Genomic DNA, 24,609 nt, shown 5'->3' on the forward strand with positions numbered 1-24,609 from the left:
TGATCAGCAACAAGCATTATCGACAGCACGTGTTAGCGACTACAACAACCGCCTTGCGCTCGTTATACTCGCCACCAGTCAATATTGATGAAAGGTGATCACTCTGCATGAACACAGATGCCATGAACACAGGCTCAGCGAATACCGACGCCACACATGCAAGCGCCGCTAATCCTGATACGCTGAAAACATCCGTTCCGACCCAGAACGTCGACCACGATGAAATTGCCAAATTTGAAGCCGTCGCCTCACGCTGGTGGGATTTGGACGGCGAATTCAAACCGTTGCACCGTATCAACCCGTTACGCCTGAATTACATTCTCGAACGCGCCGACGGTATTTTCGGCAAGCAGGTGCTGGATGTCGGCTGTGGTGGTGGCATTCTGGCCGAAAGCATGGCTCGGGAAGGTGCACACGTCACCGGGTTGGATATGGGCGGCGAGCCATTACAGGTAGCCCGGCTGCACGCGCTGGAAAGCGGTGTACAGGTCAGCTACGTTCAGGAAACGGTGGAAGCTCATGCAGATACCCATGCCGGTGCCTACGACGTCGTAACCTGCATGGAAATGCTGGAACATGTACCAGACCCACGCTCAGTGGTGCTGGCCTGCGCCCGGTTGGTCAAACCCGGTGGACATGTCTTTTTCTCCACCATTAATCGTAATGCCAAAGCCTGGCTGATGCTGATTGTCGGTGCAGAATACCTGACCAACATGGTGCCGCGCGGTACACACGACATCAAAAAGTTCATCCGCCCGGCGGAACTGTTGAACTGGGTGGATCAGACGCCGCTGCGTGAACGCCATATGATCGGCCTGCACTACAACCCGCTGCTGGACAGCTTCAAGCTCGGTGCAAATGTTGACGTCAATTATATGCTCCATACCATACGCAAATGAACCATGCCATGAGCCCTGGCTAAGCCGGTGATGCCCGCCATAACATCACGGTTTCCCAATACCCCAGCCGGTGGATAAAACCACCGGCTTTTTTATCGACAGAGAATAAGTTTTTAGGCATAAACCACGCCATATTCATCCCCTGACGACATATCAATCTCAGATAACTCTTAATGACTTGTCTGAAACACGGTTTTGATCAGACTGATAATTTGACTACCGGATAAGAAACCGGCGGTTGATCAATTTTTTTATTTTTTCTCCCCCTGCGGTTGACAAAAAAGGAAGCCGCGCAGTGGCTGGGATTTAGCGTGCTTGTAACATTTATTCCCTATGTTATCCACAAGAGGAAGCCGTTTTGCTCACTTGCAATACGGAAATTTTCACATTATCTTGTTATCAAAAACCGCCCCACCCCCTATATATAGTGTTTACTTCTGACAGAAAACACTATTTTTTTGTTTGCGTTTTTTGTAAATAAAAAGGCGGGTGAGTCAAGCAAAACAAAATACGTGTCAGAAAAACAGGTGCTACGCCACATGAACCAGAGTCTGCTTGTTACCAAACGCGATGGCAGTAAAGAACGCATCAACCTGGACAAAATCCACCGGGTAATCACCTGGGCAGCAGAAGGGTTACACAATGTCTCGGTTTCTCAGGTAGAACTACGTTCCCACATCCAGTTCTACGACGGCATCAAGACCGCCGATATCCACGAAACCATCATCAAGGCCGCTGCCGACCTGATCTCCCGCGAAAGCCCAGACTATCAGTACCTGGCTGCGCGTCTGGCCATCTTCCATCTGCGCAAGAAGGCCTACGGCCAGTTCGAACCGCCGAAATTGTACGACCATGTTGTGAAAATGGTCGAAATGGGAAAATACGATCGCCACTTGCTGGAAGATTACACGGAAGACGAATTTGCTCAGATGGACGCTTTCATCGATCACTGGCGTGACATGAATTTCTCCTACGCAGCGGTAAAACAGCTGGAAGGGAAATATCTGGTCCAAAACCGCGTGACCGGTGACATCTACGAAAGCGCCCAGTTCCTGTATATTCTGGTCGCCGCCTGTCTGTTCTCCGGTTACCCGCGTGACACCCGCCTGGATTATGTAAAACGCTTCTATGACGCGGTGTCGACATTCAAAATTTCGCTGCCAACGCCAATTATGTCCGGCGTGCGCACCCCAACCCGCCAGTTCAGCTCTTGTGTGCTGATCGAGTGCGGCGACAGCCTGGATTCCATCAACGCGACCTCTAGCGCGATCGTGAAATACGTTTCCCAGCGTGCCGGTATCGGCATCAACGCGGGTCGTATTCGTGCACTGGGCAGTCCGATCCGCGGTGGTGAAGCGTTCCACACCGGCTGTATTCCGTTCTACAAACATTTCCAGACCGCGGTGAAATCCTGCTCTCAGGGCGGGGTGCGCGGCGGAGCGGCCACGCTGTTCTACCCACTGTGGCATCTGGAAGTGGAAAGCCTGCTGGTGCTGAAAAACAACCGCGGTGTGGAAGGCAACCGCGTGCGTCACCTCGACTACGGCGTGCAGCTCAACAAGCTGATGTACCAGCGTCTGGTCAAAGGTGAGGACATCACGCTGTTCAGCCCGTCCGACGTACCGGGGTTGTACGACGCCTTCTTCAACAATCAGGATGAGTTCGAACGCCTGTACGTAAAATACGAGCAGGACGACAGCATTCGCAAGAAGCAGCTCAAAGCCGCAGAGCTGTTCTCGCTGATGATGCAGGAACGCGCCTCCACCGGCCGTATCTATATTCAAAACGTCGACCACTGCAACACGCACAGCCCGTTTGATCCGCTGGTTGCGCCGGTCCGCCAGTCCAACTTGTGTCTGGAAATCGCGTTGCCGACCAAACCGCTGGAAGACGTTAACGATGAAAGCGGCGAAATCGCGCTCTGTACGTTGTCGGCTTTCAACCTGGGTGCAATCAGTTCGCTGCACGAATTGGAAGAGCTGGCGACGCTGGCGGTACGCGCGCTGGATGCCCTGCTCGACTATCAGGACTACCCGATTCCGGCCGCCAAACGCGGGGCGATGGGCCGTCGTACACTGGGTATCGGCGTGATCAACTTCGCCTACTATCTGGCGAAACACGGCGTCCGCTACTCCGACGGTAGCGCCAATAACCTGACGCACCGCACCTTCGAAGCCATTCAGTACTACCTGCTGAAAGCCTCGAACCAGTTGGCGCGCGAACAAGGTGCCTGCCCGTGGTTTAACGAAACCACCTATTCGCAGGGTATTTTGCCGATCGACAGCTACAAGCGCGATCTGGACAGCATTTGCAACGAACCACTGCATCATGACTGGGAAGCGCTGCGTAAAGACATCCAGACTTATGGCCTGCGCAACTCTACGCTGTCGGCGCTGATGCCGTCTGAAACCTCGTCGCAGATTTCCAATGCCACCAACGGCATTGAGCCACCGCGCGGTCATATCAGCGTCAAAGCGTCGAAAGACGGCATTCTGCGTCAGGTCGTGCCAGAGTACGAAACGCTGAAAGACGCCTACGAGCTGCTGTGGGATATGCCGTCCAACGACGGTTACCTGCAACTGGTGGGCCTGATGCAGAAATTTATCGATCAGGCTATTTCCTCCAACACCAACTACGATCCAGCGCGTTTCCCGTCAGGAAAAGTGCCGATGACCCAGTTGCTCAAAGATCTGCTTACGGCGTATAAGTTCGGGGTGAAAACCCTCTATTACCAAAACACCCGTGACGGTGCCGAAGACGTGCAGGATGACCTGCTCGATACCGCGCCGCAGGATGACGGCTGCGAAAGCGGCGCTTGTAAGATCTAAGTACAACGCCGGGGAAATCCATGACTGTGGATTCCCCGGCATGACGATATTCCTAATCCTGTCGCCACTGCCCTGCCGATAGCGCCTGGTGCAACGACGACGCAACCCGCTCGGGTTGCCAAAAGTTCAACAGCGCCGCCTTACCGGGTCGCGCTGTTGGCTTGCTTGGAGAAATCATGGCCTATACCACTTTTTCACAGAATAAAAACGATCAATTGCTGGAACCGATGTTTTTCGGCCAGCCGGTTAACGTGGCGCGTTACGATCAGCAAAAATATGAAATTTTCGAAAAGCTGATCGAAAAACAGCTGTCGTTCTTCTGGCGTCCGGAAGAAGTCGATGTCTCCCGCGATCGTATCGACTATCAAGCGCTGCCTGAGCACGAAAAACACATTTTTATCAGCAACCTGAAGTACCAGACGCTGCTGGACTCCATTCAGGGACGCAGCCCGAACGTGGCGTTGCTGCCACTCATCTCCATCCCGGAGCTGGAAACCTGGGTGGAAACCTGGGCGTTCTCGGAAACGATCCACTCCCGTTCCTATACCCACATTATCCGCAACATCGTCAACGATCCGTCCATCGTCTTTGACGACATCGTGACCAATGAGGAGATCCTCAAACGGGCGAAGGACATTTCCGGGTTCTACGATGAGCTGATCGAACTGACCAGCTACTACCATTTGCTGGGGGAAGGCACCCATCAGGTCAACGGCAAAACCGTGGACGTCAACCTGTATGAGTTGAAGAAAAAACTTTACCTGTGCCTGATGAGCGTCAACGCGCTGGAAGCGATCCGTTTCTATGTCAGCTTCGCCTGCTCCTTCGCTTTCGCCGAACGCGAACTGATGGAAGGCAACGCCAAGATCATCAAGCTTATCGCCCGTGACGAAGCGCTGCACCTTACCGGCACCCAACACATGCTTAACCTGATGCGAGCCGGTCAGGACGACCCGGAAATGGCGCAAATCGCCGAAGAGTGCCAGCAAGCCTGTTACGACCTGTTCGTACTGGCCGCACAGCAAGAAAAAGAGTGGGCGGAATACCTGTTCCGCGACGGCTCGATGATTGGCCTGAACAAGGACATCCTGTGCCAGTACGTGGAGTACATCACCAATATCCGTATGCAGGCGGTTGGCTTGCCGTTACCATTTGAAACCCGCACCAACCCGATTCCCTGGATTAACGCCTGGCTGGTATCGGACAACGTGCAGGTGGCGCCGCAGGAAGTGGAAGTCAGCTCCTATCTGGTCGGCCAGATTGACTCGGAAATCAACACCGACGACCTTAGCGACTTCCAACTGTAACCACGATGACCGCTGCTACCGTGACGCTGCGCCTCTCCGGGGCGCAGTTGTTCTGCTCCGACGAACACACCTCCTTACTGGAAGTACTCGAATCCCAGCGAGTGCCAGTCGAATATCAGTGTCGCTCCGGCTATTGCGGTGCCTGCCGATTACGGCTGACCAAAGGTAAGGTTGCCTACCGGCAAACACCGCTGGCCTGTCTGCAACAGGATGAGATTCTGCCCTGCTGCTGTATGCCGCTGAACGACATCGAGCTGGATATGTAATTGCTCGTCTATCATTGCAGCCCGCTTTTCCTACGGGCTCGCATAATCCCTTGTTCATCCGCAACTTTATTACGCCGACAACACTATCCTGCGTTACACTCTCCACAGGAAAAAACCATGGAGAGCAAAGTACATGCTGACATTTATCCCGGTTCTGATCGTTGTCGCACTGGTTATCGTCTGGTCCGGCATCAAAATCGTACCCCAGGGTTACCAGTGGACGGTGGAGCGTTTTGGCCGTTACACCCGCACGCTGATGCCTGGCCTGAATCTGGTGGTGCCGTTCATGGACCGCATTGGCCGCAAGATCAATATGATGGAACAGGTGTTGGAAATTCCTTCGCAGGAGATCATTTCCAAAGACAATGCTAACGTCACCATTGATGCGGTTTGCTTTATTCAGGTAGTGGACGCGCCGCGTGCTGCCTATGAAGTGAGCAATCTCGAACTGGCTATCATCAACCTGACCATGACCAACATTCGTACCGTACTGGGTTCGATGGAGTTGGACGAAATGCTGTCCCAACGTGACAGCATCAACACCCGATTGCTGCATATCGTGGATGAAGCCACCAGTCCCTGGGGCATCAAGGTCACCCGTATTGAAATTCGCGACGTGCGCCCGCCCGCCGAGCTGATCGCCTCAATGAACGCCCAGATGAAAGCGGAACGAACCAAGCGCGCTGATATTCTGGAGGCAGAAGGGGTTAGACAGGCCGCCATTCTGAAAGCCGAAGGTGAAAAGCAGTCACAAATCCTCAAGGCCGAAGGGGAACGGCAATCCGCCTTCCTTGAAGCCGAGGCGCGCGAACGTGCTGCCGAGGCCGAAGCCCGTGCCACTCAAATGGTGTCCGAAGCCATTGCCGCTGGCAACATTCAGGCGATCAACTACTTTGTGGCGCAGAAATACACCGACGCGCTACAAACCATTGGCAGCGCCAGCAACAGCAAAGTCATCATGATGCCGCTGGATGCCAGTAATCTGATGGGCACTATTGGCGGCATCAGTGAATTGATTAAAGAAAGCCAGGCGGACCGGAGAAAATAATCATGATGGCGCTGCTGGTGCTGGAAAACGCCCACTGGTTCTGGCTGTCTCTTGGTGGATTGCTGCTGGCGGCTGAAATGCTGGGCGTCGGCGGTTACCTGCTGTGGAGCGGCATCGCCGCCCTGCTTACCGGGATACTCGCCTGGTTGTTCCCGCTGGACTGGACCTGGCAATGCATCGCCTTCGCCGTGCTGACGGTGGCGGCGGCGCTGTTGTGGTGGCAATGGCTACGCCGACGCACCGAAAAGCAACCGCCACCGGTGGTGCTCAACCAGCGCGGCCAGCAATTGATTGGCCTGCATACGACACTGACCGAACCGCTGGTAAACGGCTTCGGTCGGGTAAGCATCGGCGACAGCAGTTGGCGGGTACAGGCGGAACAGGATTTACCCGCCGGTACAGTGGTGGAGATTATCGCCGTGGAAAGCATTACGCTGCGAGTGCGACCGCATCACTAACACGCCGCAACAAATTTCACGTCAAGGCGGCGACGTTACCGCTATCCGATGGCATGACGGTTATGACGGTTAGTGCTTGCCATGCTCTCCTGACGGAGCATGGCAGCAGCCCGCCAGTTGAGTAATGATCGGGCATTCAGCGCTGCTGTCACCGGGGCAAGACTCCGCCAGCGTCAGCAAACGCTGGCGCATCGCCTTGAGCTCTTCGATCTGCTGTTCGATATCGTCCACTTTCTGCAATGTACGCGCCTTAACATCGGCGCTGTGTCGCAGTGGGTCATTGAACAACGTCACCAATTCCCGGCACTCTTCCAGCGTGAACCCCACCTGACGAGCCTGACGCAGCAAAGTCAGTTCCTCAATATGGTGGAGATCATAACTGCGGTAACCATTTTCACATCGCAGTGGCGCCGTCATCAGCCCTTTTTCTTCATAGAAACGGATGGTCTTGCTGGTCAGTCCGGTTTTTTTCGCCACATCGCTGATATTCATGATTCCCCCTTGACCCTTCCCTTGCTGGAAGGTTTACGCTTCAGGTAGTGCTTAGAACTAATCAAAATCACGCTTGCGGTCAATGTATTTGACCTTCGGCTGTGATCACTGAGGGATATTATTATGTCGCAAACCATACTGCTTTCATTGCAGGGACTCTCCTGCGAACACTGCGTCGGAAGGGTAAAGAAAGCCCTGGAATCCCGCCCGGACGTGGAACAGGCTGAGGTATCGCTAAAATACGCCAACATCACTGGTGAAGCCGATAGCCAGTCGCTGGTCGCCACCATTGAAGCTGCGGGTTATGAAGCCAGCCCGGCTAGCGTGCCAAATGTCACCTTGCAGCTCTCCGGCCTCAACTGCCAGCATTGTGTTGCGTCAACCCGCAAAGCATTGGAAGCGGTGCCAGGCGTAGCAGCGCTGGATATTACCCTGCAACAGGCGGCGGTGTATGGTGATGCTGAACCGCAGGCGCTGGTGCAAGCTATCGAACAAGCCGGTTTTCATGCCACGCTGGCGCAGGAGAACCTCCACCCAAAATCTGAGCCGCTGACACCCCACGCCTCCTCGCCGGACAGGCTGTCAGCGGCTTTCGACTCGGTTCCGGCAAACACCGTTCTTGATAGCACGGTCGCCCATGAAGGCAGCCGTATTCAGAGTAATGACAGTGTTCATGACAACGACAGCATTCATGATAACGACAGCGTCCAGCTGTTATTGAGCGGTATGAGCTGCGCCAGTTGCGTTAACCGGGTGCAGCAGGCGCTGCAAAGTGTCCCCGGCGTTACGCAGGCGCGCGTTAATCTGGCCGAGCGCAGTGCGCTGGTCAGCGGCAATACGTCTCATCAGGCGCTGATCGATGCCGTGCAGAATGCGGGTTACGGTGCAGAAATCATCCTTGATGACGCTGAGCGACGCGCCCGACAAGAGCATACGTCTCGTCAGGCCATCCAGCGTTTTCGCTGGCAGGCTGCACTAGGGCTGGCGCTCGGCATCCCGTTGATGGTCTGGGGCATGTTCGGCGATAACATGATGCTGACCGACGACAACCGCTCCGGGTGGTTGCTGGTCGGCGGGCTGACGCTGGCGGTCATGATTGCCGCTGGTGGGCATTTCTATCGCAATGCCTGGCGTAGCCTGATGAACGGCAGCGCGACCATGGATACGCTGGTGGCGCTTGGCACCGGTGCAGCCTGGCTTTACTCCATTACCGTCAACTTATGGCCGACGTGGTTCCCGATGGAAGCACGCCATCTTTATTACGAAGCCAGCGCCATGATTATTGGCCTGATCAACCTTGGTCACGCTATGGAGCAACGCGCTCGGCAGCGCTCTTCTCAGGCGCTGGAACGTTTGCTGGATTTGACGCCGCCGACCGCGCGGCTGGTCACACCGCAAGGCGATCGCATCATCCCACTGGCAGACGTACAAACCGGTATGACACTGCGCCTGACCACCGGCGACCGTATACCAGTAGACGGCCTGCTTGAACAGGGCGAGCTGTGGATTGACGAAGCCATGCTCACCGGTGAGCCTATCCCGCAACAGAAAGCAACCGGCGATAAAGTACATGCTGGAACGCAGGTGCAGGACGGCAGCGCCACGTTACGCGCAGGCGCTATCGGTAACCAGACCACGCTGGCGCGCATCATTCATCTGGTGCGTCAGGCGCAGAGCAGTAAACCAGCAATAGGCCAGTTGGCCGACCGAATTTCTGCCGTCTTTGTACCGGTTGTAGTGGCGATAGCCTTGCTGAGCGGTGCCATCTGGTACGTTGTCGGCCCGGCACCCCATATCGTGTATACGCTGGTAATTGTCACCACCGTGTTGATCATCGCCTGCCCTTGTGCGCTGGGACTGGCAACACCGATGTCAATTATCTCCGGTGTCGGACGGGCCGCAGAATTAGGCGTACTGGTAAGGGATGCCGATGCACTGCAACAGGCCAGCCAGCTGGATGTGCTGGTGTTCGACAAAACCGGAACGTTGACGGAAGGCAAGCCGCGGGTAGTGGCAATCCATACCTTTGGCGATATCAGCGAGTCGCAGGCGCTGCGCTGGGCCGCATCGTTGGAACAGGGGGCCAGCCACCCGCTGGCACAAGCGATTGTTCTGCGGGCTGATGGCATAGAACTGGGCGACGTCACACAATTCCGTACCCTGCCCGGCCTGGGCGTCAGTGGTCAGGTCGACGGCACCTCGCTGCTGCTGGGTAATCCAGCCCTGTTGATGCAGAGCCAGATTCCACTGGCTAACGGCAATAATTCACCCCGTGACTGGCTGGATAAGCAGTCGGCGCTCGGCATGACGCCGGTGCTATTGGTGGCGAACGGCCAGGTAGCGGCGCTGTTTTCCGTGCAGGACGCGCTGCGTCAGGACAGCGTTAGCGCATTACAACGGCTGCATCGCCAGGGCTACCAATTGGTAATGCTGACCGGTGATAACCCGACGACAGCTCAGGCCATCGCCCTCGACGCTGGCATCGACCAGGTTATCGCCGGGGTACTGCCGGACGGCAAAGCGGACGCCATTCGCCATCTGCAATCGCAGGGAAAACGGGTTGCCATGATTGGCGACGGCATCAACGACGCACCGGCGCTGGCGCAGGCCGACGTGGGGATCGCTATGGGCGGCGGTAGCGATATCGCGGTGGAAACCGCCGCCATGACGCTGATGCGCCACAGTTTGCACGGTGTCGCCGATGCGCTGGCGCTGTCCCAGGCCACGTTGGGCAACATGAAGCAGAACCTGCTGGGGGCTTTTGTCTACAACACGCTCGGCATTCCGATTGCCGCCGGTGTGCTCTACCCGTTGACCGGTACTCTGCTCAGCCCAGTCGTCGCAGGCGCTGCGATGGCGTTGTCATCGATTACTGTGGTGAGCAACGCCAACCGGTTGTTGCGTTTCACCCCTGCCGATGCCCCCGTCAGACGCGACTGATGATTCCGGCTTTCAACCACGGCGCGCGGTTCTCTCCTGAACATCGCGCCGTTTTCTTTCCTCTGCATATATCCGGTACACGCACAGCGAACGTATTCCGAATTAGCGATACAACTTGTCTGCTGAACCGTTTAGCATAGAGGCCTGACGACGTGAAAGCACACATCCTGCAACAGCACGACGCCTGATTGTGGGGTAACGTCCTAAGTCGCCACTACCGGAGACGTCGATATGAAACGGCTGATACGCCAAATTGCAACGTTCCTCGGCCTTCTCTCGCCCGCGGGTTACCGTTACCCGGCGTTGGACGTCGAGATCGTCAACAAACGCCGGTTCCATTTGGTGGGAAGTATTCATATGGGCACGGTAGACATGTTTCCCCTGCCAACTGAATTGCTGGCACGACTGGAGCAGGCGACGGCGTTGATCGTAGAGGCCGACATTTCCGGCGGCGACTCCCCTTTTGACGCAGTAAGCGCCGAACCGCCGCTAGCCGAACGTCTGGACAGTGACACGCTGCAACGCTTACAACAACTATGCCGAGAATTGTCGTTCAATTACGACAACATCGACCGGTTGCCAGCCTGGCAGGCAGCGCTGATGTTACAGGCACGTCAGGCCATAATGTTGGGGTTGCGTCCGGATTATGGCATTGATTATCAATTGATTAACGCTGCCCGTGACAAAGGGGTAAATATCATCGAACTGGAAGGTCAACAGGCGCAAATCGACATACTGCTGCAACTACCGCAAGGTGGCCTGTCGTTGCTGGAGGATACTCTGACCCACTGGCATACCAACGCACGACTGTTACAGACGATGGTCAGTTGGTGGCTTAGCTATAAACCAACCTGGGCGGATAACATACCGACCACCTTCAGCAACGAGATAACAGAAATGTTGATGAATCATCGGAATCAGCGCTGGCAACAGCAACTGGCGGCGCTGCCGCAGGGGAATTATGTGGTGTCTGTCGGCGCACTGCATTTATACGGTGAAAACAACCTGCCCGACTTGTTACAGGCCGATACGGCTACCTTTTGAAGCAAGGACAGTACATTATGACGCCCGCAGTAAAACTGCTTGAGAAGCAAAAAGTCGCGTTTACGCTTCACAGCTACCATCACGACGCAGATGAAACCAACTTCGGCGAAGAAGCCGCCCGCAAACTGGGGCTGGATAAACAGCAGGTTTATAAAACCCTGCTGGTATCGCTCAATGGCGATGCCAAGCAGTTGGCAGTGGCGGTTACCCCGGTCGCCAGCCAGTTAGACCTGAAAAAAGTGGCCAAAGCGCTGGCTGCCAAAAAAGCTGATATGGCGGACCCGCAACTCGCCCAGCGAGTAACGGGCTATCTGGTCGGCGGCATCAGCCCGCTGGGGCAGAAGAAACTGCTGCCTACCGTGATCGACGACGGAGCACAGCAATTCGGCACTATTTTTATCTCTGGTGGTAAACGGGGACTGGACCTCGAACTGGCCGCCACCGATCTGGCTCGGTTGCTAAAAGCGCAGTTCGCCGATATCGCCAAGCGTGATTGACCGTAAAAATGAAGACGGCAGCAGAGGGTTCCACGGCCAGTGTTGCCCTCTACCACCGCTTCATAATCGTTATCCTCAGAAAAGTACGATCGCTTTCCCGTGTGTTATCGGGTGACGTTGGCCCCTTTATCTAGTAGCAACGCCTCGCCTTGTTTGACGTTAACGGTCAGCCCCTTGGTAGCCAGTTCCGCGTTGCGTACCCGCAGCCCTTTTTCAGCGTCAATCCGCACCTGTTCAAAATGGAAGCCACTTAACGGCGCTTCCGGTACGCCGATAATGTACCCGGCAGCTTTGCTGTGACCAGTTGATTCCAAATCGACGATAGTGACCTGGCTGAAATGTGGCGTTTTCACCTTGTCGAACGGCTGGGCTGGCTCGGTATCCGGCGGGTAAATCTGTTCACCTAACGTGAACCCACCTGCTTGCAGCAATTTATCCACCTCAGCCTGTACGATCGGCGCGGCCTGGTAGTAACCGGAGAACACCAGCGGTACGTCGACATCCACCATCCGGGTATGACGATAGGTGACATTCTTCACCTCACCACCTTTGCCGCGCAGTGACTTGATGCGAATGCCGTACATCGACCCCTCAAAGCGGTTATTTTCCACCAGCACATTGTTAACACCACCGGAGGTTTCGCTGCCGATAGAAATGCCGCGCCCCTGTTTTAATACGTTGTTAGCAATATAAATATTGTCCACGACACCATTCGGGAAACGGCTGTCCGGTTTTTCCGCCTTGATGGCGATATGATCATCGTTGCAGTCGATGACATTATTGGTGATACGGATATTTTGACTATCGATCGGGTCGATAGCGTCCGTGTTAGGCGCGTGCCAGGGGGCAATAATGTTGGTGCCATTCACCGTAACATCATGGGCATAGCGCATCACCACATGGAAACTGGGGGAGTTAGTCAGGGTCACGCCATCAATCAGCACCTGACTGGAGCGAGTGACGTAAATCAGCCGTGGACGGTCGGTGCCGCCTTTCTTGCCGGTGGCGCGAATCGCCGCGCGCCAGCGTTCCCACCACACCGCACCTTGTCCATCAATGGTGCCTTCGCCGGTAATGGCGACGTTTTTCGCATCAGCAATGCTGATAAACGGTAACCAGCCATTTTCCGCTTCAGCGTAGCGGGTGCTATCGGTGGCACGGTAGGCATTTTCTCCGGTCGAAGCCACCAGCGTAGCGTTCTTTTCCAGATGCAGGCGGACATTGCTTTTCAGGAACAGCGGTTCCACCAGATAGTTACCCGCTGGCACCAGCACGGTGCCGCCACCAGCGGCGGCGCATTCATCGATCGCTTTCTGAAAAGATTCCGTATTCAGTGCAATCTGCAAGCGGTGCCCTTCGGCACCATAACGCGTCACATTACATACCCGGTCCGGAAACGCCACCGTTTCAGCCGCCTGAGCTGCCACACTTGCCAATGCGCAGGACGCCAGTAGCGAGAACGCCACACCTTTATGCATAATCACCTCATAAGTAAAACAACGTTTCATTTATGAAGAATGTATCACCGCCTGCTTCCCAAAACGGTTGTAGTGATCACGATTTGGCTTGCGAAACAAGGTTTTGGGGATCTGCCCAGTTTTACTGGCACAGTATCGGGGAATTGAACAACGGGATAAACGAAGCAGTGCTGAATCAGATTGGGAACATCACGTATGCCGGGGTGGCTATGATTGATTGCGACATCAGGAATGCGGCGTCCGAATTATCCGGAGCACCACATTCCTTCCGCCGCCTGTTTTCTTCAATTCGCTATGACCCTGAATGACCAATCCTCAACGTATCGCGGTTATAATCGGCACCATCGGTATTAAAATAAGCGACAGACTCTTTCAACCGCTGTGTCTGGCGTTCCAGTTCACTTGCTGCGGCTACCGCCTGTTGAACCAGAGCGGTATTCTGATGGGTGATCGAATCAATCTGCACGATCGATTCATTGATATAACTAATGCCTTTTCCTTGCTCGCTGGTCGCTGTAGAGATTTCTACCATAATATCAGCGACATGCTGCACAGCGCTGACCACCTCTTTGATACTGCCGTCAGCCACTTTGATTTTCGCCGAGCCGCTATTCACGCGAGAAACCGATTCTTCTATCAGGCTTTTTATCTCTCTGGCCGCCTCTGCACTACGTAAGGCCAGGCCTCGGACCTCACCGGCCACAACAGCAAAACCACGACCTTGCTCACCAGCACGAGCCGCCTCCACCGCCGCGTTCAGGGCAAGAATATTGGTTTGAAAGGCAATATTATTTACCACCTCGGTAATATTGGCGATCTTGTCGGAGCTCTCAGAAATACCATTCATCGTGTCGTTAACTTCCTGCATCACCGCCCCGCCCCGTGAGGCTATCTCCAGTGCAGAATGCGCCAGTTGACGGGCTTGCTCGGTATTATCAGCATTCTGTTTAACGGTGGAGGTAATCTCCTCCATACTCGCCGACGTTTTCTCCAGAGAAGTGGCCTGCCGTTCCGTGTGTGACGACAGCTCTACATTACCGGCGATAATTTCACCAGTGCAGGCATTAATCGCCTCTGCGCCGGAACGGATATCTTCAATAACGGTGATGAGCTGTTCCCGCATCAACCCCATCTCATGCAGTAGACTCATTTTGTCACCCGGTAATGTCGTGACCGGGTAAGATAAATTACCGGCAGCGATACGTGCAGCCACTTCCACAGCATAAGTAGGCTCGCCACCAAGAACGCGCAAGATACTGCGATTGATATAGTAAGCAAAAAAGAGAAGCACAGCGCTAATTAATACAAAGACAATCACATTCTGATATAAAGAATAAATAAAGGCCTCATTAATATCATCAACATAAAGACCAGTGGTAATTATCCAACCCCAGGGAGTATAAGGTGAGTTATAAGCCACTTTAGGTTGCGCCACTGTGGAGCCAGGACGAGGGAATGCGTACTCTGTATAAGCAGACTGATTGTTTCTTGTTACCTGAACCATCTCTCTGAACAGATAGACGCCATTCGCATCCTTAAAGTCCTCACCTTGCCCAACAAGCTTTTCATTTATGGGATGCATTAACACCTTGGTCTGAAAGCTCAGTATTGTGAAATATCCTGAATCACCATAACGCAGGTCTTTTATGGCTTTCATTGCACGCTGCTGTGCTTCACTCTCAGAAATCAACCCATTACTGGCTTGTTCGGCATTGGTTTTTACTACCCCCAACGCCAGTTGCGTAACATGCATTAGCTCACTTTTTCTTAGCGATAGCTGATCCTGCTTAATTTTTATCGAACCATAAAACAGCGTTCCAGCTAAACACAGCAAACTAATAATAAGTGGAAACCAAAGCCTCCTGGCGAGAGATATCTTCATTGGCTGATCACCTTTTATGAGATTATGTTATCAACTTTTATGCCACAACTATTATTTATGACACTATCTCGAATAAAACCAGTAATGCATTACCTTTTTAGATAGCAGAAAACATCAATTTTACTTATACGTTTTTTAAGCATAAAAAAGATTATCCATTAATAAACCCGGTTTACCCGCTGCCTGAATCAACCGAATTTGGCACAGTGAAGAACAGAGGCATCCTCCTTAGTCGTTGAGATTCAACACTATCACAAGGCTAAGGTAGCCTTCTCGCAGAATGTTATAAATTTGATGCAGGCATCACTGATTTACTAAAAGAGGAGACATGGGCACAACACCTGCTCGGCGTTGGAAAAAGCAGTATCGCGCCCACACCAGAAAATACCGATGGGCGCTATTTGCAGAAAAATATCATTCATCCGCTACCGAGAAAGCCTATTAACGGTAGTAATAATCATACCCGTCATACTTCAAGTTGCAGGTATGTTGGCTGCATTCAAAACGCAAAACGTGTTGTCCTGCAACTCGAATTATTTAGGGTATAGTTCTGGATAAATATTCAAAAACCGCTCGTATAAATTAAATTACCGAGCGCAGAGTCACTCTGCCTTTTGTATCAGCAACGTTGCCTTACCAATATTATCATTACAGTTATCGTCACTAATATAGGCTATAAATGGAGAACCGGATGTATCAACAACTATCGGATTGCTGGTAACAGAGACACCCCAACGTGCGTTTTTAAATCCACCTTGCACCATGACGGCATCAATAATACAGCTATTACCTGAAGAGCGATTACAATTCATACTATTGGACACAAGAGATAAAACATATCTCCCTGGCTCTAAAGAAAACTTAGCTGACGTACCAGCCAGAGTATCAAGAGCAGGCGCTGTCAGACAATTCCTTTGAGGATCAATAGTTATGCTTGTCGCCGCTTCACTGACAAAAGGAATACATGCCAGCATGAATATGCCAATAGAGGTATTACGCATGATTAAATCTCCTTAAAATTATTGATAAATTAATGCAATTCCATTTCATTGAAAAAAATTTACTTTATAAAAACCACACATAATGCGTGTATTTTATGCTAATCCATTCAATAGAAAAATGTCAATATTCAGCATCTTGCCAAACCACATCTTAAGAAACAGGTCAATAGCTCAAAATTATTTAAACCGGCACCGAAAGATTACTCTAACTTAAATTTCCTTAGCCCACACTGTCTTTTATCAAACAATATCCCCTTCGGAACCCAGCTACAAAATATTTATTATTCACGAATCACCAACACCATCGGATAATATCGTCAATTAACAATTACCCTGCAATGTTTCTGGATGACCATCATTCTTTACGAAACACCGTCTGATAAAGTGACTGTAATATCGTTGATGTTCTATTACGTGAGCAAGAGTGAAGTACTCATGTACAAGGCTATATCGCAAAAGTTTTTTAGCCGAGAAAATAGCGGTTTCCACTCTCAAAAAACAGAACAGAAACCGCCATACGCATCAATTATTTATAAACAATCTCGCCTTTCGGCTCGTAATCTGCCGCCTGCAATGGAGAGTGTTTTTCGACGTACTGACGCAATACTTCCGCGTCCACAAAGCCGGTATTGACGTAGCTCGGTAGGTCGCTCAGTTTCGGGTAGCCGTCACCGCCAGTGGCGTTAAAGCTCAGGGTGGAAATGCGGTAGATCTTGTCCGCTTGCAGCGGTTCACCTTTGATCTTCACATTCTTCACGCCGGTGCCATCCGCCTCCAGGCTGACATTCAGGAACTGCGCATACGCGCCGGAATCCACCTTCTTATTGGCGACCACCGCCAGGTATTTTTCCACCTCGCTGCCTTTCAGGTCAGCGTATACCAGCGTGTTGCCGAACGGTTGTACCTTGAGCAGGGTCTTGTAGGTGATGTCGCCGGGTTCAATCGAATCCCGCACGCCGCCGCCGCTCATGACCCCGAAATCCGCCTTGGCCCGCTCCAGTTGGGCAGACAACAGTACCCGCGACAGGTTGGTTTGCACGAAACGAACCTTGTTGCGGTCGCCTTCCAGTCGACCATTCACGCTGCCTACTTTCACATCCAGCTGTGCCTTGCCCTTATCCTGGAACGGCGTCAGCAGTTTCATCATCTCCGGATTCTGGCCGATTTCCTGGGTGTAGTACACGCGCTCGCTGCTGCCGTCGGCCTTCTCGACTTTCTTCTTCAGGTTGACGGGAATCAGTTGGTAGTGCGCCAGGGTCAGCTCACCGTTGCGGAACGTAAAATCAGCGCGCCCGACGTATTTGCCCCACTCATGCGCCTGCACAATCCAGGTGCCATTTTGGCGATCTGGCGCGCAGGGGGTGCCGGGCACATAATCCACCTGTTTTTTATTCTCGCTGGCCATGCATACCGGGTCCTGAGAATGACCGCCGACGATCATGTCGAGGTATCCCGCAGGCAGGCTGCGCGCCATTTCTACATCACCCGGCGCGTTGGAGCCGTGATCGCCGTTATCGTAGTGCCCCATGTGGGTGGCCGCGATGATGACATCCGGCTTCTCTTTTTTACGCAGTTGTTCCACGACCTTTTTCGCTTCATCGGCCGGTTTACGAAACTCAATGTCGTGAAAATATTCCGGATTGCCAATTTTAGCGGTGTCGTCAGTCGTCAGGCCAATAACGGCAATCTTAATCCCCTGACGGTCAAACAGCGTGTATGGCTTGAACAGCCGCTTTTTGGTGCTTTTCTGGTAGATATTGGCGGAAAGCAGCGGGAAATGCGCCCACTTTTCCTGCTGGCGCAATACCGTGAGTGGGTTGTCAAATTCATGGTTACCGATAGCCATCGCGTCATAACCCACCAGGTTCATGCCGCGAAAGTCTGGCTCGGCATCCTGTAGGTCGGATTCCGGCACCCCAGTGTTGATATCGCCGCCCGACAGCAGCAGTACGCTGCCCCCTTTGCTCGCCACATCCTGACGAATCTGGTCCACCAGCGTTTTCTGCGCTGCCAAACCGTATTCACCGTAATCGTTATGCCAGAAATGACCATGATGGTCATTGGTGTGCAAAATCGTGATGTTGTAAGTTTTATCTTTTTCCCATGCCAGTGCATAAGGTGACGACAGCGCCAGTGTTACCGCCATCAGGCATCCCAGATTTTTGACAGAAAAATACATAACCACTCCCCGCATCCCTTATAGAATTGTTACATTAAACCTGTTGTGACTCGCACAAACTAACACAAATCAGGGCGGGATGGTTGACGTTATGATGAACCTGCGATGCCTCGTGTTATCGCAAAGCAGCCATACTATCAGTCTGATAATCCGTAAGTTGAATCATGACAGGAATGCGTGCGAATGCGGCAGGCAAGATTTTTCTGCAAAAAGAGATTGAATTAGCCCTATATATCAACGATGAAAGCAATAATTTAACTGAAAACATGTGTTACACTGTTTAAATGAATGAAAGACACCATTTTATGTCTCACTCTGCCGTTTTCCTGACGGTTTTCCCCCTCTGACGTTGAATAATGCCATCGGTATACGGATAGGGAACGGTTTGGGTCGGCAGGGTACATAAGCATTCAGGAGCCGCAATTCACTGGTGGCTCAGGGATATCCGCTCATTCTCGTTACGCATGGCAAAGGAGTCGGAATGCATGATAATACCACCCCCTTAATCTCCACGATGGCCGTTGGTCTGGTGCTGGCTTTTCTGCTCGGCATCCTCGCCAACCGACTGCGTATTTCCCCGCTGGTCGGCTATCTGGTCGCCGGTGTGCTGGTCGGCCCTTTCACGCCGGGTTTTGTCGCCGATACCCAACTGGCACCGGAAATTGCCGAACTGGGCGTGATTTTGCTGATGTTTGGCGTTGGTCTGCATTTCTCGCTGCGGGATTTGATGGCAGTAAAGTCGATCGCTATTCCCGGCGCGGTGGCGCAAATCATGATGGCGACCCTGTTGGGTGCCGGACTGTCCGCGCTGCTGGGATGGAGCCTGCCGGAGGGGTTGGTATTTGGTTTGTGTTTGTCTACCGCCAGTACCGTGGTGCTGCTGCGTGCACTGGAAGAACGCCAGTTGATCGACAGCCAGCGAGGGCAAATTGCCATTGGCTGGTTGATTGTCGAAGATCTGGCAATGGTACTAACGCTGGTGCTGCTGCCAGCCTTTGCTGACATGCTGAAAACCGATACCACTAACACCAGTAAGCTGCTACAAGACCTGGCGATGACGCTGGGTAAAGTGGTGGCGTTCATTACGCTGATGGTGGTGGTGGGACGACGAGTCGTGCCCTGGGTGCTGGCGAAAAGCGCCAGTACCGGTTCACGCGAGCTGTTTACGCTGTCGGTGCTGGCGATGGCGCTCGGCATTGCATTCGGCGCGGTCAAACTGTTTGATGTCTCGTTTGCACTGGGTGCGTTTTTCGCCGGTATGGTGCTGAACGAGTCGGAACTGAGCCAACGCGCCGCCCACGATACCCTGCCGCTGCGCGATGCGTTCGCGGTGCTGTTCTTCGTTTCCGTCGGAATGCTGTTCGACCCCATGATTCTGGTGAGTGAACCGCTGGCGGTGCTGGGTACACTGCTGATTATCGTGATCGGCAAGTCGATGGCTGCCTTTTTGCTGGTACATCTGTTTGGGCATTCCAAACGCACGGCATTGACCATTTCCGTCAGCCTGGCGCAAATTGGCGAGTTCGCTTTTATTCTGGCTGGTCTGGGCATTTCCCTTGGCATGTTGTCGGAAAATGGCCGCAACCTGGTGTTGGCGGGTGCAATTTTGTCGATCATGCTCAACCCGCTGCTATTCGCCATGCTGGAACGCTATCTGGCAAAACATGAAACGATTGAAGAGCAGATCGTTGAAGAAGCGATAGAAGAGGAAAAACAGATCCCGGTCGAGCTGTGCAATCATGCGTTGCTGGTGGGGTATGGACGCGTAGGTAGCCTGATCGGAGCCCGGTTACATCAGGCAGATGTCCCGATGGTAGTCATTGAAACCTCGCGTACACGCGTCGATACACTCAGAGAACAGGGTATCAAGACCGTGCTAGGCAACGCCACGCGACCCGATATCATGGACATTGCCCGTCTTGACTGCGCCAGTTGGCTGCTGCTGACCATTCCTAATGGCTATGAAGCCGGGGAAATTGTGGCGGCGGCGAGAGCGCGTCGCCCGGACCTGAAAATCATCGCTCGGGCTCACTATGACGATGAAGTAGCTTACATCACCGATCACGGTGCTGATCACGTGGTCATGGGCGAGCGGGAAATCGCCGAAACCATGATCACCATGCTGAATGTCGACGAGATCGTCGCCGCCAAAGCCAGCCCTATCTAAACCATCGCTCGTCAGGTGCCACTGGCACCTGACGTTACGAACCGCACCGCTACCATCCGCCTTTACGCCGATGCGTTCACCAATTGCGCCAGCAACGCAATATGCAGCGGGTCATCGTTCAACGCGGGGATATAATCGAAAGACTCGCCACCAGCATCCAGGAAAATCTCCCGATTTTGTTCTTTGATCTCTTCCAGCGTTTCCAGACAATCAGCGGCAAAACCGGGACAGATGACCTGAACCCGTTTCACCCCCTGTTTCGGTAGCGCTTGCATGGTTTCATCGGTGTAAGGTGTCAACCAGGCTTCACGACCGAAGCGGGACTGGAAGGTCATCATCACCTGCTCCGTTGGCAAACCGAGCGCAGCAGTCAACGCCTGAGCCGTAGCGGCACAGCGCTCAGGATAATCATCGCCTTCATCAGCATAACGCTGTGGAATGCCATGGAATGAAATAATCAATTTATCCGGCACACCATGCTCCGCAAATGACTGCTCAACGCGGTGTTTCAGCGCCGCGATATAGGCCGGATGTTCCGCATAGTCACGGATAAAGCGAATACCCGGCACCTGCCGCCGGGTACTCAGCAGCTTCGCCAACCCATCCCACACGGCGGCGGTAGTAGAGCAGGAGTATTGCGGGTACATCGGCAACACCGTCACCTCGGTGACACCCTGTGCCAGCAGCGCATCCAGCGCGGACTGCAAACTCGGCGAACCATAGCTCATGCCCAACTCCACCGGCATATCCGGTAGGCTCGCCGCCAGCGCCTGCTGCTGTCGGCGGCTATAAACCAGCAGCGGCGATCCCGCCTCCATCCACACTGACTGATAGAGCTTCGCCACCCGTGGTGAACGGGTCGGTAAAATAATGCCACGCAGGATGGCACACCACAGTAAGCGGTTCAGATCCACAACGCGTTTATCACTTAGAAATTCAGCCAGATAACGTTTTACTGCCTGCGGTGTCGGTGCATCCGGTGTGCCTAGATTCACCATCAACACACCGCGTTTTTCTTTTTTCATCAACGTTTTCCTCTGCTGCCGCTGCGGCATCATCGTTTGGACGGGAATGGAGTGTCATTGTAGCGGAAACAGCGCCGTGAAAAACCGGCTGACAGCGAGGTTAACGCCGATACCAGCAATTGTCGGAAGTAATACAAGGGGAAGAAAACAGAGGGAGAATGCCGGAAGAAGCGCCATCAGTCAGATGGCGCATCCGAAAGACGAAATCAGCCGAGGATACGAGCCAGCTCTGCGCTGACGTCGCTGACCGGACGGGTGCCGTCAATCTTGTGGTAACGGGTGTGGTTAGCCGCAGCTTCCTGCTGATAGTAATCCACCAGTGGTGCGGTCTGCTGATGGTATTCCACCAGACGTTTGCGTACGGTGTCTTCCTGATCATCTTTACGGATGGTCAGCTCTTCACCAGTAACATCATCTTTGCCTTCCACTTTAGGCGGATTGAACTTCACGTGATACACACGACCGGAAGCCGCATGTACGCGACGGCCGATGATACGCTCGACGATCAACTCGTCAGCCACGTCAAACTCGATCACGTGATCAACATTGATACCGGCTTCTTTCATCGCATCAGCCTGAGGAATGGTACGCGGGAAACCATCCAGCAGGAAACCATTGCGGCAGTCATCTTGGGCGATGCGCTCTTTGACCAGGGCAATCACCAGTTCGTCTGTCACCAGCTTACCCGCATCCATGATTTCTTTTGCCTGCTTGCCCAGTTCACTACCGGCCTTTACCGCCGCACGCAGCATATCGCCGGTGGAAATTTGCGGAATGCCATACTTCTCCATAATGAACTGAGCCTGAGTACCTTTGCCTGCGCCCGGAGCGCCCAGCAGAATAATACGCATTGCGTAATTCCCCTTGCTATGTAGTTTTTTTAAAAAAAATTTGAAAAACGCTAAACCATACCATTCCAGAGGCGCTTCCTCAAGGAACGGGCTCGGTTCAGCGAGCGCGGTACTACTGAATCTGTGATGGCGTATGACTTTTCAGCCGACTCTGAGAGTGTAGACGACGAATTGGCAACCTGTGAGTTACCAACCATTAACATTGGGGCAAATATATGCAGACGCGGTGTAAAAAACGCCCCGGCAAGCCGGAGCGTTCAGTCTCGTCATGATAAGCAGAATCAAGCAGTCAGCAATTGGTTCATGCGGCGGATAAACTGGTTAGGATCTTCCAGCGTGCCGCGTTCAGCAAACAGTGCCTGCTCCAGCAACAGTTCGACCCATTCACCGAACTGCCCGTCATCCTGTGTATCGGCGGCACGTTTTACCAGTGCATGTTCCGGGTTCAGTTCGAAAATGTACTTCACTTCCGGCGCTTGCTGGCCCGCAGCGGCGAACAACTTCGCCATTTGGGTACTCATGTCACTGGCGTCGGTGGTCACGATCGCTGGCGTGTCGGTCAGGCGGTGCGTCAGGCGGACATCCTTCACTCGTTCACCCAGCAGCGTCTTGACGCGATCAACAAACGGCTCCAGCGCCTTCTCTGCTTCTTTCTGCGACTCGTCAGCCTCATCCGCCAGTTTGTCCAGCGATTCGTCGGCCTTGCTGACCGACTGGAAGGATTTACCGTCGAACTCTGTCAGGTAGCTCATCATCCATTCGTCGATGCGGTCAGAGAGCAACAGCACTTCGATGCCTTTCTTGCGGAACAGCTCCAGATGCGGGCTGCTCTTGGCAGCGGCATAGCTGTCAGCGGTGATGTAATAGATCTTGTCCTGACCATCCACCATGCGGCTGATGTAATCGTCCAGCGACACGTTCTGCTCATCGCTGTCGGTATGGGTGGTGGCAAAACGCAGCAGTTTGGCGATGGCTTCACGGTTGCCACCGTCTTCCGCCGGGCCTTCCTTCAACACCAGACCGAACTGGCGCCAGAAGGTCTGGTATTTTTCGCTGTCGTCTTTGGCCAGTTTCTCCAGCATTTGCAGCACGCGCTTGGTCAACGCGGTACGCAGGCTCTGCGTTACGCGGTTATCCTGCAGAATTTCACGGGAGACGTTGAGCGGCAGGTCGTTAGAATCGATCAGGCCACGAACAAAGCGCAGGTAGGTCGGCATAAACTGTTCGGCGTCGTCCATAATGAACACGCGCTGCACGTACAGTTTCAGACCATGTTTGTGATCGCGGTTCCACATGTCCCACGGTGCCTGAGAAGGAATGTACAGCAGGCTGGTGTATTCCTGCTTCCCTTCTACCCGGTTGTGGCTCCAGCTCAATGGGTCGGTAAAGTCATGGGCGATGTGCTTGTAAAACTCGTGGTACTCGTCATCACTGATTTCAGATTTGCTGCGGGTCCACAGTGCCTGGGCTTTGTTGATCTTCTCCCAGGTAACCGTCTCTTCCCCACCCTCTTCTTCGCTTTCAGTGCGAGATTCGATTTCCACCGGTAAGGCGATGTGATCAGAATACTTACTGATCACCGAGCGTACACGCCAGTTGTCGAGGAACTCATCCTCGCCTTCGCGCAGATGCAGAGTGATTTCGGTGCCGCGTTCCGCTCTGGCGATATCAGCGATGGTGTATTCGCCTTCACCGGCAGATTCCCAGAACACGCCTTGATCAGCGCTGGCACCCGCCACGCGGGTTTTCACCGTCACCTTATCGGCAACAATAAACGCGGAATAAAAACCGACCCCAAACTGGCCGATCAACTGGCTGTCTTTCGCCTGATCGGAGCCAAGAGACTCCAGAAACGCCTTGGTGCCGGATTTAGCGATTGTACCCAGGTTGTCAATCACGTCATCACGGCTCATACCGATGCCGTTATCGCTAATGGTCAGCGTCCGCTGTTCTTTATTGATCGATACCCGAACACGCAACTCACCGTCGCCTTCATACAGGTCCGGCGCAGACAGCGCGCGAAAACGCAACTTATCCGCTGCATCGGATGCGTTGGAGATCAATTCGCGCAGAAATACTTCTTTATTGGAATACAGCGAATGGATCATCAGGTGCAGCAGTTGCTTCACTTCAGACTGGAAGCCACGGGTTTCTTGGCCTTTCATACTCATTATTACTTCCCTCAATACGTATTTATTCAGGCTGATTCAACGGAGGATAAGCAACAAATGGGGATAACCCGATGGG

At 53.3% G+C, this 24,609-nt stretch carries 18 protein-coding genes; 10 read left to right on the forward strand and 8 right to left on the reverse strand.

Annotated elements, in window-relative coordinates:
* Nucleotides 1–122: 122 nt before the first annotated feature.
* The 6 genes from ubiG to OB87_RS14680 all read left to right on the forward strand — a co-directional run bounded on the left by ubiG (nucleotide 123) and on the right by OB87_RS14680 (nucleotide 6,806).
* Nucleotides 123–899, forward strand: coding sequence for a bifunctional 2-polyprenyl-6-hydroxyphenol methylase/3-demethylubiquinol 3-O-methyltransferase UbiG (gene ubiG / locus OB87_RS14655; RefSeq protein WP_395856997.1), 777 nt, complete (start codon nucleotides 123–125; stop codon nucleotides 897–899).
* A gap of 539 nt (nucleotides 900–1,438) precedes the next feature.
* Complete coding sequence (gene nrdA / locus OB87_RS14660) at nucleotides 1,439–3,727, forward strand: class 1a ribonucleoside-diphosphate reductase subunit alpha (protein ID WP_033570155.1); 2,289 nt, start codon at nucleotides 1,439–1,441, stop codon at nucleotides 3,725–3,727.
* 176 nt (nucleotides 3,728–3,903) lie between these two features.
* On the forward strand, nucleotides 3,904–5,034 hold the full coding sequence (gene nrdB, locus OB87_RS14665; RefSeq protein WP_033570156.1) for a class Ia ribonucleoside-diphosphate reductase subunit beta: 1,131 nt from the start codon (nucleotides 3,904–3,906) through the stop codon (nucleotides 5,032–5,034).
* A 5-nt stretch (nucleotides 5,035–5,039) separates the two neighbouring features.
* On the forward strand, nucleotides 5,040–5,300 hold the full coding sequence (gene yfaE / locus OB87_RS14670) for a class I ribonucleotide reductase maintenance protein YfaE (protein ID WP_033570157.1): 261 nt from the start codon (nucleotides 5,040–5,042) through the stop codon (nucleotides 5,298–5,300).
* Between the two features lie 133 nt (nucleotides 5,301–5,433).
* Nucleotides 5,434–6,348 carry an SPFH domain-containing protein gene (locus OB87_RS14675; RefSeq protein ID WP_033570158.1) on the forward strand — a complete coding sequence of 305 codons (915 nt, stop codon included), beginning with the start codon at nucleotides 5,434–5,436 and terminating at the stop codon, nucleotides 6,346–6,348.
* Nucleotides 6,349–6,353: 5 nt separating this feature from the next.
* On the forward strand, nucleotides 6,354–6,806 hold the full coding sequence (locus tag OB87_RS14680; protein WP_200884309.1) for an NfeD family protein: 453 nt from the start codon (nucleotides 6,354–6,356) through the stop codon (nucleotides 6,804–6,806).
* Nucleotides 6,807–6,875: 69 nt separating this feature from the next.
* Here OB87_RS14680 and cueR read toward each other — a convergent pair whose 3' ends face one another.
* Entirely contained in the window at nucleotides 6,876–7,298 is a 423-nt protein-coding gene (gene cueR / locus OB87_RS14685) for a Cu(I)-responsive transcriptional regulator (RefSeq protein ID WP_033570160.1), read from the reverse strand.
* Nucleotides 7,299–7,421: 123 nt separating this feature from the next.
* Here cueR and copA point away from each other — a divergent pair, with 123 nt between their 5' ends.
* The 3 genes from copA to ybaK all read left to right on the forward strand — a co-directional run bounded on the left by copA (nucleotide 7,422) and on the right by ybaK (nucleotide 11,779).
* A complete protein-coding gene (gene copA / locus OB87_RS14690; protein ID WP_033570161.1) occupies nucleotides 7,422–10,238 on the forward strand; it encodes a copper-exporting P-type ATPase CopA in 2,817 nt (938 codons plus the stop codon).
* Between the two features lie 231 nt (nucleotides 10,239–10,469).
* On the forward strand, nucleotides 10,470–11,282 hold the full coding sequence (locus OB87_RS14695; protein WP_033570162.1) for a TraB/GumN family protein: 813 nt from the start codon (nucleotides 10,470–10,472) through the stop codon (nucleotides 11,280–11,282).
* Nucleotides 11,283–11,299: 17 nt separating this feature from the next.
* Nucleotides 11,300–11,779 (forward strand): Cys-tRNA(Pro)/Cys-tRNA(Cys) deacylase YbaK, encoded by a 480-nt coding sequence (gene ybaK, locus OB87_RS14700; RefSeq protein WP_033570163.1) that lies wholly within the window; start codon nucleotides 11,300–11,302, stop codon nucleotides 11,777–11,779.
* 104 nt (nucleotides 11,780–11,883) lie between these two features.
* On the opposite strand, the gene OB87_RS14705 is transcribed toward ybaK, so the two are convergent.
* From OB87_RS14705 to ushA, 4 genes are all read right to left on the reverse strand, one after another.
* Entirely contained in the window at nucleotides 11,884–13,257 is a 1,374-nt protein-coding gene (locus OB87_RS14705; protein WP_033570278.1) for a glycoside hydrolase family 28 protein, read from the reverse strand.
* A 292-nt stretch (nucleotides 13,258–13,549) separates the two neighbouring features.
* Nucleotides 13,550–15,139, reverse strand: coding sequence for a methyl-accepting chemotaxis protein (locus OB87_RS14710; protein ID WP_033570164.1), 1,590 nt, complete (start codon nucleotides 15,137–15,139; stop codon nucleotides 13,550–13,552).
* A 602-nt stretch (nucleotides 15,140–15,741) separates the two neighbouring features.
* Entirely contained in the window at nucleotides 15,742–16,140 is a 399-nt protein-coding gene (locus tag OB87_RS19995; RefSeq protein ID WP_072025484.1) for a hypothetical protein, read from the reverse strand.
* Between the two features lie 526 nt (nucleotides 16,141–16,666).
* Nucleotides 16,667–18,319: a bifunctional UDP-sugar hydrolase/5'-nucleotidase UshA gene (ushA, locus tag OB87_RS14715; protein WP_033570165.1), complete on the reverse strand. Its 1,653-nt coding sequence runs from the start codon at nucleotides 18,317–18,319 to the stop codon at nucleotides 16,667–16,669.
* 481 nt (nucleotides 18,320–18,800) lie between these two features.
* Between ushA and ybaL the strand changes: the two genes are divergently transcribed.
* Nucleotides 18,801–20,486: a YbaL family putative K(+) efflux transporter gene (gene ybaL / locus OB87_RS14720; protein ID WP_033570166.1), complete on the forward strand. Its 1,686-nt coding sequence runs from the start codon at nucleotides 18,801–18,803 to the stop codon at nucleotides 20,484–20,486.
* 62 nt (nucleotides 20,487–20,548) lie between these two features.
* Here ybaL and hemH read toward each other — a convergent pair whose 3' ends face one another.
* The 3 genes from hemH to htpG all read right to left on the reverse strand — a co-directional run bounded on the left by hemH (nucleotide 20,549) and on the right by htpG (nucleotide 24,527).
* Entirely contained in the window at nucleotides 20,549–21,511 is a 963-nt protein-coding gene (gene hemH / locus OB87_RS14725) for a ferrochelatase (RefSeq protein ID WP_033570167.1), read from the reverse strand.
* A 206-nt stretch (nucleotides 21,512–21,717) separates the two neighbouring features.
* Entirely contained in the window at nucleotides 21,718–22,362 is a 645-nt protein-coding gene (gene adk / locus OB87_RS14730; RefSeq protein WP_033570168.1) for an adenylate kinase, read from the reverse strand.
* A gap of 281 nt (nucleotides 22,363–22,643) precedes the next feature.
* The gene (htpG, locus tag OB87_RS14735) at nucleotides 22,644–24,527 is read right to left on the reverse strand and encodes a molecular chaperone HtpG (RefSeq protein WP_161783620.1); all 1,884 of its coding nucleotides are present in this window, start codon (nucleotides 24,525–24,527) and stop codon (nucleotides 22,644–22,646) included.
* Between the last annotated feature and the right edge of the window lie 82 nt (nucleotides 24,528–24,609).

Origin of the sequence: Dickeya undicola (assembly GCF_000784735.1) — a bacterium.
Taxonomy (GTDB): Bacteria; Pseudomonadota; Gammaproteobacteria; order Enterobacterales; family Enterobacteriaceae; genus Dickeya; species Dickeya undicola.